The following is a 15,099-nucleotide window of genomic DNA, read 5'->3' on the forward strand; positions in this document are numbered from 1 at the left end:
GACACGGTTCCACACCTCGGGGTCCATCTCGGGGGTCTCCACCAGCGCGCCGATCCCGGCGTTGTTGACCAGCAGGTCGAGCCGCCCGAACCGTTCGACCGCCGCCGCGACCATCGCCTCCGCGTCCGCGACCGAAGTCACGTCGCCGCGGTGATCGACGACATTGACGCGCGCGTCGGTGGGCAGGTTCAGGTCCACCGACAGCACCTGCGCGCCGTCGCGTACCAACCGCGCGACGACTGCCGCGCCGATCCCAATTGCGCCCCCGGTGACGATCGCGACCCTGCCTGCGAACGACGTACCCATGATCATTCTCCCCGTGTTATGACATAGCCCTGCATCCCGCCGTCCGCACGCCAGTTGGCGATGATCCGGTAGAAGGCGAGCGCGCCGCCGCCATACATGCCGTTGCGTCGGTTGATCCGCGTTAGGTCGCCCTCTGCGTTGAAATAGCTCGGCGTGCATTCACGCTGGAACGCCTCCTGATCCCGCGCGACGCGGGCGAGTTCGGCGACCCAGGCGTTCTCCGCCTCCTCTGTCACCTCGACGCGCGTCACGCACTCGCCGACCGCGCGACCGAGGATGTAGGCCAGGTGCTTCGCCTGTTCCTGGATCATGTGCGCGAAGTTGAGCGAGACGCCGCTCTGCGTGACCGACAGGATGAACAAATTAGGAAAGCCGTTGGTCGCCATGCCGTGCAGCGTCGAGGCGCCCGCCGCCCATTTCCGTGCGAGCGACACGCCGCCGCGGCCGACGATCGGATAAGTCAGTCGCCGTGCGAACGGCGCGCTCGTCTCGAACCCCGTGCCGTAGATCAGGCAGTCGACTGGATAGCTGCGGCCATCGACGACGATCGCATCCTCGGTAATCCGCTCGACGCCCTGCCCCGCGGTGTCGACCAGCGTCACATTGGTGCGGTTGAACGTATTGAGATAGGTGTCCGAGAAGCAGGGCCGCTTGCAGAACCGGTCGTACCATGGTTGGAGCGCAGCGGCGACTGCGGCATCGGCGACGCTGTCCGACACGCGTGCGCGGATGGCTTCCATCTTCATGAAGTCGGCGAGTTGGTGAAGCGCTAGCGGATCGGCGACGCGCTCCCCCCGCGCCGCCGACCGGGCGAGCAGCATACAGATATTGGCCATGATCGAGGTCCACCCGTCGCGGACCAGATCCTCCTCCAGATAGGTGCCACCCGTGAGCGCGGTAAAGTTGTCCCACAGCCGCTGCTGCCAGCCGGGCTCGAGGTCTGCGAACGCCTGCGGGTCGAGCGGACCGTCGTCCTTCGCGTCGATCGACGACGGCGTGCGTTGGAAGACGTAGAGGTGCCGGGCAGACGCGGCGATATGCGGGATGACCTGAACCGCGGTCGCGCCGGTGCCGATGATGCCGACCGCCTTGTCGGCGAGCCCCGTCATCCCACCCGCCTGCGTGCCCCCGGTATAGCCGTAGTCCCAGCGGCTGGTGTGGAAGCTGTGTCCGCGGAACCGCTCGATGCCGGGGATGCCGGGCAGCTTGGGGCGGTCCATCGGTCCCGACGGGATCACGACGTAACGCGCGCGGATCGTATCTCCGCGGTCGGTCGCGACGATCCAGCGCGCAGCGTTTTCGTCCCAGCTGAGGCCGGTGACATCGGTCTGGAACAGCGTGTCGCGGTGCAGGTCGAAGCGCGCGGCGATGCGCTCAAGATGCGCCAGGATCTCGGGCTGCGACGCGAACTTGCGCGGCGGCAGGATCCCGAGTTCCTCGAGCATCGGCAAGTACAGGATCGCCTGTGTGTCGCACGCCGCGCCGGGATAGCGGTTCCAGTACCATACCCCGCCGAACCCGCCCGCACGCTCGACGAAGCGGATGTGGTCGACGCCCGCGCGCCGCAGTTCGGCGCCCGCGAGGATCGCCCCTAGGCCGCCGCCGATCACCAGCACGTTCACCTCGTCGCGCACCGCCTCGCGGGTGAAGCCGGGCTCGACCCACGGATCGTCGGCGAGCACCGCGAAGGATCCCGTGGTCGGCACGAACTGCGCGACGCCGTCCGTGCGCAGCCGCCGGTCGCGCTCCAGCCGATATCGCGCGCGAAGCGCCGCACCGTCGATCCCCAGTTCGTCTTCCAGCGTCGATGCAAGATCGGCCACGACGTCCTCGCCCACCCGGTTCAATCCGTCTCTGGCCGCGCCGATGGCGGCACCGCGCCGGGCGACATGTGGACATGCGTGCGCTTCAACCGCCGGCTGGTGAACAGCCACGTGCCGTCCCGCTTTTCATAGGTCTCATGATAGAAACCGAAGCCCTGAAGCCAATGCTCCTCGTCGCCCTGCATCCAGAAGATGTTGTCCTCCATCGCCCAGATGCCGTTCGCGCGGGTGGCGGAGTCGAACGAGATCTCGGGCGTGTGCGAATGATGCACGGTCGCCTTGGTATGCGCGAGCAGGCGCTTCACGTTGGCGATCATCTCCGCCGCCGTCTTCCAATGATCGAAACCGTCATTGTGCGACTGGTGGTCGGGCGCGTGCAGCGCGAGGTAGGTGTCCCAGTCCTTGCTGTCGACCGCACGGTCGCGCCGCGCCTTCAGCAGCTTGATCTCCTCGAGCGCGATCAGCGTCTCGACTGGCGACATATCTGGCATCCCGAACTCCCTTCATCGGCGTCCTTGCGGTTCGCGACCGGGTCCGCGCTTGCCGCGCGATCCTATCACGATGCTTGCGCGCCACACATGACGAGCCGGCGTCATCGTGGCCACGATAAGCGGGGGGATCGGGCGTCAATCGCTTGCGGTCCACGCCGCCCCGGCCGCACGCTGCGCCATCCGGTCGCGTCCGAAGGAACCAATGTGCACCATCGTTTCGCTGCCATCGGGGGATTATCGATATGACCGGTGAATCACTGATCCGCGCCGGCATCGTCGGCGCCAACCCCGAGCGCGGATGGGCGCGCGACGCACATGTCCCGGCACTGAGGCACCTGTCCACCGACTATACGCTCGCTGCCGTCTCCGCGCGGACGCAAGAGATCGCCGATGCCGCGAAATTGGCGTCCGGTGCTGAGCGCGCCTATGGCGATTCGCTGGCGCTCGCACGCGATCCCGGCATCGACCTGGTGATCGTCGCGGTGAAGGTACCCGAGCACCGCGCGGTCGTGCTCGCCGCGCTTGCGGCGGGCAAGCATGTCTATTGCGAATGGCCGCTGGGTCGTGATGTTGCGCAAGCGGAAGAGATGGCCGCCGCGGTGACACCCGGCATCCACGCGACGATCGGCCTGCAGGCCCGGTCCGCCCCCGCGGTACGCCAGGCGGCGGCGATCGTGCAGAGCGGCGCGCTTGGCAAACTGCGATCGTTGCGCGTGCTGTCGCCGACCGCGGGCTGGGGCGCGGAATCGCCCGCCTTCTACGCCTATCTGCAGGACAAGCGGAACGGCGCGACGCTCGAGACGATCGCGGGCGGCCATACGCTCGCGGCGATCGAGGCGGTGGTCGGGCGCTATGTCGCGGTCGACGCGCGTGCCACGATCCTGCGCCCGGACATGCGGATCAGCGGCACCGAGGAGACGGTCGCGCGGACCTGCGCGGATCACATGGCGGTACTGGGGCGCCACGATAGCGGCTGCGTCTCGGTGCTTGAGGTCGTCGGCGGCACGACGACCATGCCGTTCCGGTTCGAACTGGAGGGCGAGCATGGTTGGCTGCGGCTGACCGGCGGACACCCCGGCGGGTTCCAGGCGGGTGCGCTGACGATCGAAAGCGATGTGGAGATCCCGCCCGCCCCGGCGGTGGCAGCCGACCTTTCAGGGCCGCCGCGAAACGTCGCGGAGAGCTATGTCCGCTTCGCCGCCGACATCCGTGCCGACACCTTCACCGTTCCCGATTTCGCGGATGCGGTGCGCCTCAGCCGGCTGCTCGACCATATCGAGACCGCGTCGGACACCGGCATGCGCCAGACGGTCTGACGCCGTGAGCGCCGCCCCCCCCCCGGGCGGCGCTCAACACTTTAGGCAGCGATGGCGATCGATTTGGTTTCGAGATATTCGTCGAAGCCTTCGAGGCCCCATTCCTTGCCGACGCCCGACTGCTTGTAGCCGCCGAACGGCAGGTCCGACGCGATCGACACGCCGCCGTTGATGCCGACGGTGCCGGTGCGGATACGTCGTGCGACGCGCATCGCCCGCGCGGGGTCGCCCGAGCGGACCGCGCCCGACAGGCCATAGTCGCTGTCGTTGGCGATGCGGATCGCGTCCTCCTCGTCCTCGAACGGGATCACGACGAGCACGGGACCGAAGATCTCCTCGCGCGCGATTTTCATCTCGTTGGTCACGTCGACGAAACAGGTCGGTTCGATGAAGAATCCGTCGCCCTTGTCGGTGCGGATGTTGCCGCCGTGGAGCAGCCGCGCGCCCTCCGCCTTGCCGCTCTCGATATAGCTCATGATCCGGTCGCGCTGACGCGCCGAGATCACCGGGCCCATGACGTTGGTCGGATCCTCGGGATCGCCCCACATCGTGTCGTAATGCGCATAGGTCGCCTGCAGCACCGCGACCGCCTCGTCGTAGCGGCTGCGCGGCACGAGCAGGCGGGTGATCGTCGCGCAGCCTTGACCGGCGTGGAAGCAGACGATCGACTGCGCCACCGCGGTCGCGAAATCGGGCGTATCTTCCAGCACGATCGCCGCCGACTTGCCTCCCAGTTCGAGGAAGATGCGCTTCAGCGTGTCGGCGCCCTTCTCCATGATGCGTTTGCCGACGCCGGTCGAGCCGGTGAACGAGATCAGGTCGACGCGCTTGTCCGTGACGAGCATCTCGCCGAGCAGCACCGGATCCTCGCCGGTGACGACGTTGAGCACACCGGCGGGAAAACCCACCTCGGCCGCGAGTTCGCCTAGGATCGTACCCATCAGCGGCGTATCGGGTGCGGGCTTCACGATCACGGTGCAACCGGCGAGCAATGCCGGGATCACCTTGCCGACGGTGATGTAGAACGGAACGTTCCACGGCGTGATGACGCCGACGACACCCGCCGCCTCCTTGATAAGCAGGCGCGTCGAATTTACGCCCCACACCACCTTTTCGCCCATTGGCCGTTCCCATTCGATCGCGTCGAAGATCGCGAACAGGTCGTCGATGAACGCGAGCGGGCCGTCGACCTGTGCCATATGCACCGCGCCCATCGGCGAGCCGACCTCATGCCGTGCGATCTGGACCAGCTTCTCGCGATTGGCCTTCAGCGCGTTGCCCAGCTTGAGCACCAGTTCCCGGCGGCGGGCATGGTCCTCGGGCCAGTCGGTGGTGTCGAACGCGCGCCGGGCGGCGGCAATCGCCTCGTCCATGTCGGCGGCGGAAGCATCGGGCGCTCGGCCGATCTCCTCGCCCGTCCACGGACTGATGTCGGCATAGGTCTTGCCGCCTTCGGCGCCGCGCAGCGTGCCGTCGATGTAGAGCTGGCCTTCGGGGAGCATGGTCATGGTCGGGGTCTCGTGATTAGACGTTGATGGCATCGGGCGCGGGATCGGGCAGACGCCCTTCGAATACGACGGTGCCGACATGGACGTCGACGGGCAGGTCGACGAGCGAGCGGAACACCTGCGTCGCCGAGTCATACCGGCTCATGCCGCGTTCCATGATCTTGAGGCCGCGGTTGGTCGCTTCGGCAAAGAAGCGCCCGAAGCGCTCGGGATCGACGACGGCCGACGAGCCCGGGCCGATCATCTGCCCGGCACGCACGGTGGTGACCCGGATGCCGCGGCCTTCGACTTCACGGTGCAGATGCTGCGAGAACCGCTCGAGGCCACCCTTGGTCGACTGATAGAGCGTCAGATGCGGGAAGGTCGTGTTCTCGACCGACTCCGAACTCAGGTTGATGATGTGTCCGCCACGGTTGATCAGCGGAATCGCGGAGCGTGCGCAAAGGATCGGCCCGGCGAGGTTTGTCAGCACATGGCCCATGATGTCGTCGTCCGACGCCTCCTCGATCTGCACCGGATAGAACACCGCAGCGTTGTTGATCAGTGCGTCGATCTTGCCGTGCGCTTCGGCGATCGCGACGAACGCGGTGCGCACCGAGTCGGGCGAGGTGACGTCGCATTCGATTGGCAGCGCGTTGCCGCCGATCGCATCGGCGACCTCCGTCACCTTCGCAAGGCTGCGCCCGAGCATCATCACCGTGTCGCCATCGTTGGCGAAGCGCTGCGCCAACGCGCGGCCGAGCCCGCCGTTCGCACCCGTGATGACGATTGTCTTGCCTGCCATGTCCGTCCTCTGTTCGTGTCGATATGGATATCGATGAAGCCAGCGTCAGGCCGTCGCCGCGCGGAATGTCTTGTCGGGATAGGCCGACCAGTCGCCGCCATAGGCGATCCCGCCCGGCCACTGCGTGTCGCCGCTGACCTTCCGGAAGTAATGCACCGTGCGCGCGATCGAGCCCGCGGTCGAGCGCGGCTGCATCGCGATGCCGCTTGGCGACTGGCCGAGCGCGCGCGCGACGAATTCGCCGATCGTGAAGCTCAGGTCGTCGCTCTGCTGCGCGGTCATCACCAACTGGTCACCGGGACAATAGCGTCGCGGCGCGACCTGGACGTCGGCCAGTTCGCCGCGCTTCATCGCGACGTGCCCGGGAACGTTCGCAACCTCGACACTATGTACGTTTTCGTACCAGGTGTCGTATTCCTCGAACCTTCCGGCAACGTAGTTGCCGAGCAACACGCTGACCCCCGACAACGACTGGTCACGCTGCCAGTTGGGGCTGCCTTTCCAGTCGGCGTAGAGACGGTAGGTATAGATGCGCTCCGCATCGTCGTCGGCGATCAGCCCCGCGTCGCGCGCGTCGGCGAGAAGCGGGCCGAGCGCGGGCACGTCGATCTCGGGATCGGCGACGTCGCGGTCGTATACGCTGAGGAACCGCCAGGGTTGCGAGTGGTCACCCAGCTGTTCGGGGGTGATCTCGTAGCGGGCCGCATCACGAAAGCCGCGCAGCGTCGCCAACGCCGCACGGTGCTCTCCATCGAACCATGCCGCATAGTCCGCCTCGCGGCCCGGGCGGACATTGTACAGATGCAGGGTAGTATAGAGCGCCATCGAGTCCTCGCCTAATCGCACCGCTGAGATGGGCGATGTCCGGATGCGCTACAATGTCCGGCAGAGACATATCGCCCCTATGGTATCGGGATCGACGCGCGGCGTCGCAGGACAAGCGTGCAGAAAGCGGATGTCGCAGCGCAACCAACACGCTTGCCTTATAAAAGCTTGCTATTATTGAGCATGCTCATCACCTGATTGTGTGGGTGCAAAGGAGGTTTCCATGCTGCGTTTCGTTATCATCGCCGCGCTCACGCTCGCCGCCACGCCGGCGCTCGCCGTCGAAACCACCGCCGCGCCGGTCGCCACCGCGCCGCTCCGTCATGGCCAGGTGGTACGCGACGTGTCCGGCGCCCGCCTGGGCGCGATCGATTCGGTTGCGAGCGACGGGACCATCGGCCTGATCATCGATGGCGACTATGTGCGCCTGCCCGCGTCGGTCGTGACCAACGTCGATGGCAAGGCACAGACCTCGCTGTCGAAGAAGGAGGCAAAGGCGCTGCGCTGAAAGCGTTCGTGCCATTAAAGGGCGGCGATGCGGACGACCGCATCGCCGCCCTTTCTCGTTCAGATCCCTTCCGAATCGATGGCGACGTCGACTGGGCGATCGTTGGTGCCGACCATGTTGGCGATCATCCGGTCGAGCAGGCCGGTAAGCAGAGCGCGGTCCGCATTGCTCAATCCCTTCAGTTCCGCCGCCTCTTCCTGCGCGCCGACCTCGGTCAGCCTTTCCAGCACCGGCCCGGCCGCCGCGGTCAGATAAAGCCGGTTCGCACGCCGATCCGCCGGATCGGCGCGCCGTTCGATCAGCTGCATCTCCTCCAGCCGATCGATGATCCGTCCGGCGGTGACGTTGGCGACCTCGAGGCGCGAGGCGACATCGCTCTGCATTGCGCCTTCATCGAACGCGATCGTGGCGATGACGCGCCACTGCGCACGCGTCAGGCCGACATCCTTGGCACGCACGTCGAACCGCTGCGTCTGCAGCCGCGCGATCCACGATATGCGGAACGGAATGCTCGGCGTCGTTTTCAGGGTCTTGCCGGCGTCCTGTCCTGCACGCGTCATCACTCGGGGCCCTCCTGTGGCAGCGTGATAGGAAGATCGGCGCGCGCTGTCACTTGAGCCGACATCGCGGGCGCGGATTTACTGTGCCGGCGTTGACTTGGCGTTGTCCCGCGCTGAGCAAAGGCGAAGCAATGCAGAGGAGGCCAAGGCATGCGCGACGCCGATCCCCAGACCGATCCGACCCCGGTGCACCCGACGATGAGCATCTTCCGTGCAGCGGACGCGAAGGGGCTGATGGAAAGCGGGTGCATGACGCTCGCCCCCTACGCCCCCGGGCAGGGCGAGGGTATGAGGTCGCTGGTCGCTGCCGGCCTTCTCGATGGCGACGAAGTCAAGGTACTGTGCGACCTGCCCGGCTTCAGCTTGACGCGCGCCTGGCTCAAGGCAGGCTATCCACTGCCGCTGCACAGCCATGACGGCGACTGCCTCTATCACATCGTCGCGGGCGCGCTGCGGCTGGGGACCGAGGATCTGGGGTCGGGTGACAGCTTCTTCGTGCCCGCCGGCTGCCCGTACAATTACAAGCCCGGCCCGGAAGGGGTAGAGGTGCTGGAGTTTCGCCATCAGGGGCAGTTCAACTTTCTCAATCTCGCCAAGGGCGCGGGGTTTTACGAAAAGGCGGCCGCGACCATCACTGCGAACCGCGAGGAATGGCGCACCGCCACGCCGCCAAGCGCGCGCTGAACGTCATCGCCCCGGCGAAATCGCCCGGGGCCGCTTGCCGCCCTGCGCGCGCCGATGCCAAGACCGGGGCCGAGGCGTCCAAATCCGACGCGAAGGAGACATGCAGCGATGGCCACCCAGATAAAGGCCGGCACGAATGCGGCGACGGCGGATGCCGCGACGCAGCTCGACATCTACCGGCGCATGTCGCTGATCCAGCAGAACGACGAGGCCGCGCGCAAGGTCGTGCGCAGCGGACGGCTAATGATGCCCTATTACAGCCCGCGGGGGCAGGAATGCATCCCGTCGGCGGTGTCGGCCAATCTCAACGACGACGATCAGATCTGCACCATCTATCGCGGCACGCACGACATGCTAGCCAAGGGCGTACCGCTTGACGTGCTGTGGGCGGAGATGGCGGGCAAGGTGACCGGCACCTGCAAGGGCAAGGGCGGGCCGATGCACATCACCCACCCCGCCTCGGGCGCGATCCTGACCACCGGCATCGTCGGCTCGTCGATGCCGATCGCCAACGGCCTCGCCTGGGCACACAAGCTCGACGGCAGCCGCCGCGTCGTAATCGCCTATTTCGGTGACGGCGCATCGAACATCGGGGCGTTCCACGAGAGCTTGAACCTCGCCTCGGTGTGGAAGCTGCCGGTGATCTTCGTCTGCCAGAACAACCGCTACGCCGAGCATACCAAGTACGAGGCGGCGACCGCGGTCGACCAGATCTCGAAGCGCGCGATCAGCTACACGATGCCGGGCGTCACGGTTGACGGCAACGATCCGCTCGCGGTCTATGCCGCGGCGAACGAAGCGGTGACCCGCGCGCGCGACGGCGAGGGTCCGACGCTGATCGAGGCGGTCACGTTCCGCTTCTTCGGTCACGTCTTCGGCGACGATGACGCCTATATGGACAAGGCCGAAAAGGCGGCGGCGATGGATAAGGACCCGGTGCCGCTCTTCCGCGCCAAGCTGATCGCCGAGGGCATCGCGACCGAGGAACAGCTCGCCGAGATTGAGGCGAAGCTCGCAGTCGATATCGAATCCGCGGTGCAGTTCGCGCTGTCGAGCGACATGCCGCCCCCCGAAGAACTGACCCGCGACGTGTTCGCCGAGGAGATCGCGTGATGGCCAACCGCAGCAAGATCACGATCATCCAGGCGATCAACGAGGCGATCGCGCAGGCGATGGCTGCCGACGACAAGATCCTGGTGCTCGGCGAGGACGTCGCCGATCGCGAGGGCGGCGGCGTCGTCGGCGTGACGCGCGGGCTGTCCACGCGCTTCGGCGACGATCGCGTCCGCTCCACCCCGATCGCCGAGCAGGCGATCATGGGCGCGGCGATCGGCGCCGCGATCAACGGCTACAAGCCCGTCGCCGAGATCATGCTGATGAACTTTACGACGGTGGCGATGGACATGATCGTCAACCACGCCGCCAAGCTGCGTTACATGTCTGGTGGCCAGACGACCGTGCCGATTGTCATCCGCATGATGACGGGCGCAGGGATCGCGAGCGGCGGTCAGCACAGCGACTTCCTCGAGGCGTGGTTCGCGCATACCGCAGGGATCAAGGTCGTCGCACCGACCAACGCGGCGGATGCCAAGGGGCTGATGCTGTCGGCGATCGCCGATCCCGATCCGGTGATGTTTATCGAATGCTCGCGTGCCTATGGCAATTCCTGCGAAGTGCCCGAGGTCGGCGAGCCGATCCCGATCGGCAAGGCGAGCGTCGTGCAGGAAGGCACCGATGTCACGATCGTCAGCTATTCGGAGATCTTCCAGCGCGCCATCGCCGCGGCGAAGGAACTCGAGAAGGACGGCGTGTCGGTCGAACTGATCGACCTGCGCACGATCGCGCCATGGGATCGCGAGACGGTGATCGCGTCGGTCCGCAAAACCGGTCGCGCGGTGATCGCGCACGAGGCCGTGCGCCAGTTCGGCGTCGGCGCGGAGATCGCCGCCACGCTTCAGGAAGATCTGTGGGGCGAACTCAAGGCGCCGGTGAAGCGACTCGGCGCACCCTATACGTCGGTGCCGTTCAGCCAGGGCCTTGAGCCCTTGTTCATCGTCTCGGTACAACAGATCGTCGAGGCCGCGCGCGCGACAATCGGCACCGCCGCCGCGCCGGTCGCGATGGGCATCAACTGAACATCAGGGGAAACATCATGGCGACCGACATCATCCTGCCCAAGATTGGCTTCTCGATGACCGAAGGCGTGCTTGCCGAATGGCTCGTCGAGGACGGCGCGACCATAAAGGAGGGCGAGCCGCTTTATTCGATCGAGAGCGACAAGAGCACCAACGAGGTCGAGGCCCCCGCTTCCGGCACCGTCCACATCACCGGCGTGCCGGGCGAGACCTACGAGGTCGGGACGGTCATCGGTTCGATCGAGTAGCGCCGCCGCGCAGGACCATCGATGAGGGGAGCGAAGCGATGAAGCGTCGGATCTTGTGCCTTCTGGCAAGCACCCTCGTCGCCACGGCCTCGGTGCCGCCGGTGCATGCCGCCCCCGCAGCGCAGGCGCCGGCGAACGTCAACAATTCCAGGCGGGTCGTCGCGTTGCTCGGCGGACAGAATTTCCGCGACCTGGGCGGCTATCGGACGCGCGATGGCCGGTTGGTGAAATGGGGCCTGATCTATCGATCCGGCGCGATGAACGCGTTCACGCCCGCCGATTTCTCGATCCTTCAACAGCGGCGCATCGGTGAGGTCTTCGATCTGCGAAGCAGCGACGAACGCCGGCAATCGCCCGTGACCTGGCCGACCGGCTATCGGCCCGTCGTCCAGGCGACCAATTATCGACTGAACCTGGGCGGCATCATGGCGGCGATCGCCGATCCAAACCTGACGGACGCTGCGGCGCTCGATCTCGAAAAGCGCTTCTACGCCGACCTTCCCTATCAGTTCGCTGCGCAGTATCGCACGCTGTTCCAGACATTGCTGCGCAATCCGGGGCCGGTCGTTTTCAACTGTTCGGCGGGGAAGGATCGCACCGGCGTGGCCGCCGCGCTGTTGCTGACCGCGCTCGGCGTGCCGCGCGACGTGGTGACGGCCGATTATCTGCTGTCCAACCAGACGTTCGATCCGACGAGAACGCTTGCCACCGATGTGCGGGCGGACGCTGCGGCCCGACGATCGGCCTCCGCCGGGTCGCCTCTGGCGCGGCTGCTGATGACGGTCGACGCCCGGCTGCTCGATGCGGCCTTTGCCGGGATCGATGCGCGGTCGGGAAGCTTTGAAGCCTATCTGCGCGACGAACTGGGTGTCGGGGCGGCGGACGTCGCACGGCTGCGGACGCTGTATCTCACGCGTGCATGACGGAACGCTTACTTGATGGAGAGACGGGGGCAGTCGGAAACGGTATCCGCGTCGCCGGCCAACGCACTGCGTCGCCGGGTGGGACGTATCGCGCGCGGCATCGGCTGGCTCTTCCTCGCCCTGATGGCGCTGGGCGCCTTGGGCCTGTTCGTACCCACGCTCCCGTATGTCAGCGTGATCGGAGCCGCGCTGCTCGATGCGGTCGGGCCATGGGTGCCGCTGGTTCTCGGGATCGTCGCAGTGGCATGCCTGTGGCTGGGAGCTGTCCGGTCGGAGCGCCGGACGATCGCCATGGGACTACTCGCGGTAGCGACGACCATCGGTTACGCCGTCGCGCTGTGGGAGATCGTCGCCGCCGCGCGCGGCGAAGGAACCCGAATCGACGTCGCGCAGACGCTGACGCTGCGCGACGATGACGGCATCCGGGGTTCGATACGCGCATTCGTCTATGGCCGCTTCCACGACGCCAACCAGCATGTCTTCGTCTACCCCAAGGCGACGCATACCGCACAGACTACGCTCGCGCCGATCATCGTCTATATCCATGGCGGCGGGTGGGTGAGCGGCGACGCTTCGATGCGCGACAGCAACATGCGCCATTTCGCCGCACAGGGCCTTCTGCCCATAACGCTCGACTACGCGCTTTCGAGCGACGATCGCCATCTGTCGGGCAGCACGGAGACCGAACTAGGCTGCGCGCTCGCGTGGATCGGCAGGCATGCCGCACGGCTGGGCGGCGATCCGGCCCGGATCGCGCTCGTCGGGGAATCGGCGGGCGGCAATCTCGTCCTAAACCTCGCCTACCGCGCCAACGCCGGTCGCCTGCCGTCGGCATGTGGTGGCGTGGTGCCGCATATCGGTGCGGTCGCCGCCGCCTATCCGGTGGTCGACCCGGCAAGCTTCCACGACAATTCCGACGCCATGCTGAGCGAGGCCGCGCGCAGCATGGCCGCGCGCTACGTGGGCGGGACGCCAGCGCAGTTCCCTGCACGCTACCGCGCTATCGCATCCGCCACGTGGATCGATCGGGCCGCCCCGCCGACCCTGTTGCTGATTCCGATGCACGACCATCTGGTGCCCAACGGGCCGAGCTACGTGTTCGCCCGACAGGCCAGGGCGGCTGGCATCGCCGTGCGGGTGGTGTCGGTGCCCTATGCGGAGCACGCCTTCGATCTGGCCCCGGGCAGCGTCGGCAATCAGCTGTTCCTGGCCACCACGACGGCGCTGCTGCGTCGCACGGTGTTGAAGCCTCGTTAGGATGGACGCCCCTTCACGACTGGTGCCTTTGGAGGGCGGGCAGAATTTCCGCGATCTCGGCGGCTATGCCACGGCGGATGGCCGACACGTTCGATGGAGCCGGATTTTCCGGTCCGGCTCGATGGCACGGTTCTCGACCGCGGATTTCGCGGCGATGCGCACGCTCGCCATCCGTAGCGTCGTCGACCTGCGCAGCACGCGCGAACGCCTGCGCGAGCCGGTGCGCTGGCCGGATGACGCGCGTCCCGACGTGTCCGAAGAGGATTATACGCTCGACGTCACGCTGTTGCTGGCACCGCTGGCGGCGGGCGAGGTGACGGAAACCGCAGCGCTGTCCGCGACGGCGGCATTCTGCGCGGACCTGCCCTATCGCTTCTCGCATCGTTACCGCGAACTCTTCGGGTTGCTGCTCCGCAGACGGACACCGCTGGTGTTCAACTGTTCGGCAGGCAAGGATCGTACCGGCGTCGGTGCGGCGCTGATCCTGCTGGCCCTCGGCGTATCGCGCGCGACGGTGGTCGAGGACTACATGCTGTCGAACCGCCATTTCGATCCGACCAAGACGCTCGCGACCGACGCCGCTGCAGACACACGCTGGCGTCAGCTGCCGCCGGCGCTCGAACACGTGCTGATGAGCGTGCATACCGGCGCGCTCGATGCCGCGCTCGACGCGATCGATCGGCGTTCGGGCGGCCTGGCGCGCTATCTGGCGACCGAAATGGGCGTCGACGATGCGGCGATCGCGACGCTTCGCGCGCTATATCTCGAATAGCGGCCTATCGGGAAGTCGGCGCCGCATAGGACTTCCGCAGGAAATCGACGATCGCATCCGCATAGGCCGCGGCCTCGTCCGGGATCACACGGTCGAAGCCCTGCGAACCGTGGAACTGGCCGTCCCAGCATCCATAGAGCGTCGGCACGCCCGATGCGGCAAGCCGCTCGGCATAGGCTTGCCCTTCGGGTTGCAACTGATCGTATTCCGCGCACGCGACGAGCGCCGGCGGTAGGCCTGCCAGCGTCTCGGCGAGCAACGGCGACGCCCGGGGATCGCGGGCATCGTCGGCATCGCGCAGATAAAGCGGTGCATAGGCCTTCTCGCTCGCGATCTGGATGCCGTCGGCGAACGTCAGTGCCTGCGTGCTCGTGAAGTCGGTGACCGGGATCTCGAGCACCTGCGCCACGATCGGGGGGCCACCACGATCGCGCGCCAGCTGGGCGACGACCGCCGCGAGATTGCCGCCAGCGCTGCCGCCGCCGACCGAGATCCGCGTCGGATCGATCCGCAGTTCGCCCGCATGCGCTGCGACCCAGCCTAGCGCCGCATAGCTGTCGTCGACCGCGACGGGGAAACGATGCTCGGGCGCGAGCCGATAGTCAACCGAGACGACCGCGCAGCCCAGCGCCGCCGCCAGCTTGCGACAATTCGTGTCACCCTGATCCAAGGTGCCAAGGAAGAATCCGCCACCATGATAATAGACGTGGCACGGCACCACCGCGTCGCCCGCGTCGCCGCGATAGAGCCGCAGCGTGATCTCGCCGCCGTCGACGGGAATAGCGATATCCCGCTCGACCGGCAGACGAACGTGCGGTGTCGCCAGCGCGATGAAGCTCTGGTCGATCATCGCATGGATCGCCTGGCGCAACTGCGCGATCGGCACGTCCGCGGGCATTGGCGGCGCATTATGCTGCGCGTTAAACATCGCCTTCAACTGGGGCAGGATCGGCATCGTC

16 protein-coding genes and 1 pseudogene are annotated in these 15,099 nt (G+C 66.6%); 9 read left to right on the forward strand and 8 right to left on the reverse strand.

Annotated elements, in window-relative coordinates; genetic code table 11:
• Positions 1-60: 60 nt before the first annotated feature.
• The 3 genes and pseudogenes from Q0326_RS18085 to Q0326_RS17095 all read right to left on the reverse strand — a co-directional run.
• A pseudogene (locus Q0326_RS18085) lies at positions 61-312 on the reverse strand (SDR family NAD(P)-dependent oxidoreductase); the annotation flags it as partial.
• Positions 309-2,129 (reverse strand): NAD(P)/FAD-dependent oxidoreductase, encoded by a 1,821-nt coding sequence (locus Q0326_RS17090; RefSeq protein WP_298692829.1) that lies wholly within the window; start codon positions 2,127-2,129, stop codon positions 309-311. The gene Q0326_RS17090 and the pseudogene Q0326_RS18085, both read right to left, overlap by 4 nt.
• Positions 2,130-2,149: 20 nt before the next feature.
• Entirely contained in the window at positions 2,150-2,620 is a 471-nt protein-coding gene (locus Q0326_RS17095) for a nuclear transport factor 2 family protein (RefSeq protein WP_298692831.1), read from the reverse strand.
• 242 nt (positions 2,621-2,862) lie between these two features.
• Between Q0326_RS17095 and Q0326_RS17100 the strand changes: the two genes are divergently transcribed.
• Positions 2,863-3,936: a Gfo/Idh/MocA family oxidoreductase gene (locus tag Q0326_RS17100; RefSeq protein WP_298692833.1), complete on the forward strand. Its 1,074-nt coding sequence runs from the start codon at positions 2,863-2,865 to the stop codon at positions 3,934-3,936.
• Between the two features lie 41 nt (positions 3,937-3,977).
• Here the strand turns inward: Q0326_RS17100 and Q0326_RS17105 are convergent, their stop codons facing one another.
• Genes Q0326_RS17105 through Q0326_RS17115 form a run of 3 tightly spaced genes read right to left on the reverse strand, consistent with a single transcriptional unit; the run spans position 3,978 to position 7,053 of the window.
• Positions 3,978-5,444, reverse strand: a complete 1,467-nt coding sequence (locus Q0326_RS17105; RefSeq protein WP_298692835.1) for an aldehyde dehydrogenase family protein — start codon at positions 5,442-5,444, stop codon at positions 3,978-3,980.
• A 16-nt stretch (positions 5,445-5,460) separates the two neighbouring features.
• Positions 5,461-6,228, reverse strand: a complete 768-nt coding sequence (locus tag Q0326_RS17110; RefSeq protein ID WP_298692837.1) for an SDR family oxidoreductase — start codon at positions 6,226-6,228, stop codon at positions 5,461-5,463.
• A gap of 45 nt (positions 6,229-6,273) precedes the next feature.
• Positions 6,274-7,053, reverse strand: a complete 780-nt coding sequence (locus tag Q0326_RS17115) for a hypothetical protein (protein ID WP_298692839.1) — start codon at positions 7,051-7,053, stop codon at positions 6,274-6,276.
• A 223-nt stretch (positions 7,054-7,276) separates the two neighbouring features.
• Between Q0326_RS17115 and Q0326_RS17120 the strand changes: the two genes are divergently transcribed.
• A complete protein-coding gene (locus Q0326_RS17120; protein WP_298692841.1) occupies positions 7,277-7,561 on the forward strand; it encodes a hypothetical protein in 285 nt (94 codons plus the stop codon).
• 59 nt (positions 7,562-7,620) lie between these two features.
• Here Q0326_RS17120 and Q0326_RS17125 read toward each other — a convergent pair whose 3' ends face one another.
• Positions 7,621-8,121 carry a MarR family transcriptional regulator gene (locus tag Q0326_RS17125; protein ID WP_298692843.1) on the reverse strand — a complete coding sequence of 167 codons (501 nt, stop codon included), beginning with the start codon at positions 8,119-8,121 and terminating at the stop codon, positions 7,621-7,623.
• A 150-nt stretch (positions 8,122-8,271) separates the two neighbouring features.
• On the opposite strand from Q0326_RS17125, the gene Q0326_RS17130 reads away from it, so the two are divergent.
• The 7 genes from Q0326_RS17130 to Q0326_RS17160 all read left to right on the forward strand — a co-directional run bounded on the left by Q0326_RS17130 (position 8,272) and on the right by Q0326_RS17160 (position 14,140).
• Entirely contained in the window at positions 8,272-8,805 is a 534-nt protein-coding gene (locus tag Q0326_RS17130) for a cupin domain-containing protein (RefSeq protein ID WP_298692845.1), read from the forward strand.
• Between the two features lie 108 nt (positions 8,806-8,913).
• On the forward strand, positions 8,914-9,918 hold the full coding sequence (locus Q0326_RS17135) for a thiamine pyrophosphate-dependent dehydrogenase E1 component subunit alpha (RefSeq protein ID WP_298692847.1): 1,005 nt from the start codon (positions 8,914-8,916) through the stop codon (positions 9,916-9,918).
• A complete protein-coding gene (locus tag Q0326_RS17140) occupies positions 9,918-10,940 on the forward strand; it encodes an alpha-ketoacid dehydrogenase subunit beta (protein WP_298692849.1) in 1,023 nt (340 codons plus the stop codon). The genes Q0326_RS17135 and Q0326_RS17140 overlap by 1 nt, the downstream gene beginning before the upstream one ends.
• A 17-nt stretch (positions 10,941-10,957) precedes the next feature.
• Positions 10,958-11,188 (forward strand): biotin/lipoyl-containing protein, encoded by a 231-nt coding sequence (locus tag Q0326_RS17145; RefSeq protein ID WP_298692851.1) that lies wholly within the window; start codon positions 10,958-10,960, stop codon positions 11,186-11,188.
• Between the two features lie 38 nt (positions 11,189-11,226).
• Positions 11,227-12,111: a tyrosine-protein phosphatase gene (locus Q0326_RS17150; RefSeq protein WP_298692852.1), complete on the forward strand. Its 885-nt coding sequence runs from the start codon at positions 11,227-11,229 to the stop codon at positions 12,109-12,111.
• A gap of 15 nt (positions 12,112-12,126) precedes the next feature.
• Positions 12,127-13,368, forward strand: coding sequence for an alpha/beta hydrolase (locus Q0326_RS17155; protein ID WP_298692854.1), 1,242 nt, complete (start codon positions 12,127-12,129; stop codon positions 13,366-13,368).
• A gap of 1 nt (position 13,369) precedes the next feature.
• Complete coding sequence (locus tag Q0326_RS17160; protein ID WP_298692856.1) at positions 13,370-14,140, forward strand: tyrosine-protein phosphatase; 771 nt, start codon at positions 13,370-13,372, stop codon at positions 14,138-14,140.
• A gap of 4 nt (positions 14,141-14,144) precedes the next feature.
• Here the strand turns inward: Q0326_RS17160 and Q0326_RS17165 are convergent, their stop codons facing one another.
• Entirely contained in the window at positions 14,145-15,095 is a 951-nt protein-coding gene (locus Q0326_RS17165) for an alpha/beta hydrolase (protein ID WP_298692859.1), read from the reverse strand.
• Positions 15,096-15,099: the final 4 nt, after the last annotated feature.

Source organism: uncultured Sphingomonas sp. (assembly GCF_937859915.1).
Lineage (GTDB): Bacteria > Pseudomonadota > Alphaproteobacteria > Sphingomonadales > Sphingomonadaceae > Solisphingomonas.

Excerpts from the sequence above, each read along its gene's own strand:
- Q0326_RS17095 (WP_298692831.1), bottom strand. The coding sequence starts at position 2,620 with ATGCCAGATATGTCGCCAGTCGAGACGCTGATCGCGCTCGAGGAGATC.
- Q0326_RS17100 (WP_298692833.1), top strand. The coding sequence starts at position 2,863 with ATGACCGGTGAATCACTGATCCGCGCCGGCATCGTCGGCGCCAACCCC.
- Q0326_RS17105 (WP_298692835.1), bottom strand. The coding sequence starts at position 5,444 with ATGACCATGCTCCCCGAAGGCCAGCTCTACATCGACGGCACGCTGCGC.
- Q0326_RS17110 (WP_298692837.1), bottom strand. The coding sequence starts at position 6,228 with ATGGCAGGCAAGACAATCGTCATCACGGGTGCGAACGGCGGGCTCGGC.
- Q0326_RS17115 (WP_298692839.1), bottom strand. The coding sequence starts at position 7,053 with ATGGCGCTCTATACTACCCTGCATCTGTACAATGTCCGCCCGGGCCGC.
- Q0326_RS17120 (WP_298692841.1), top strand. The coding sequence starts at position 7,277 with ATGCTGCGTTTCGTTATCATCGCCGCGCTCACGCTCGCCGCCACGCCG.
- Q0326_RS17125 (WP_298692843.1), bottom strand. The coding sequence starts at position 8,121 with ATGACGCGTGCAGGACAGGACGCCGGCAAGACCCTGAAAACGACGCCG.
- Q0326_RS17130 (WP_298692845.1), top strand. The coding sequence starts at position 8,272 with ATGCGCGACGCCGATCCCCAGACCGATCCGACCCCGGTGCACCCGACG.
- Q0326_RS17135 (WP_298692847.1), top strand. The coding sequence starts at position 8,914 with ATGGCCACCCAGATAAAGGCCGGCACGAATGCGGCGACGGCGGATGCC.
- Q0326_RS17140 (WP_298692849.1), top strand. The coding sequence starts at position 9,918 with ATGGCCAACCGCAGCAAGATCACGATCATCCAGGCGATCAACGAGGCG.
- Q0326_RS17145 (WP_298692851.1), top strand. The coding sequence starts at position 10,958 with ATGGCGACCGACATCATCCTGCCCAAGATTGGCTTCTCGATGACCGAA.
- Q0326_RS17150 (WP_298692852.1), top strand. The coding sequence starts at position 11,227 with ATGAAGCGTCGGATCTTGTGCCTTCTGGCAAGCACCCTCGTCGCCACG.
- Q0326_RS17155 (WP_298692854.1), top strand. The coding sequence starts at position 12,127 with ATGGAGAGACGGGGGCAGTCGGAAACGGTATCCGCGTCGCCGGCCAAC.
- Q0326_RS17160 (WP_298692856.1), top strand. The coding sequence starts at position 13,370 with ATGGACGCCCCTTCACGACTGGTGCCTTTGGAGGGCGGGCAGAATTTC.
- Q0326_RS17165 (WP_298692859.1), bottom strand. The coding sequence starts at position 15,095 with ATGCCGATCCTGCCCCAGTTGAAGGCGATGTTTAACGCGCAGCATAAT.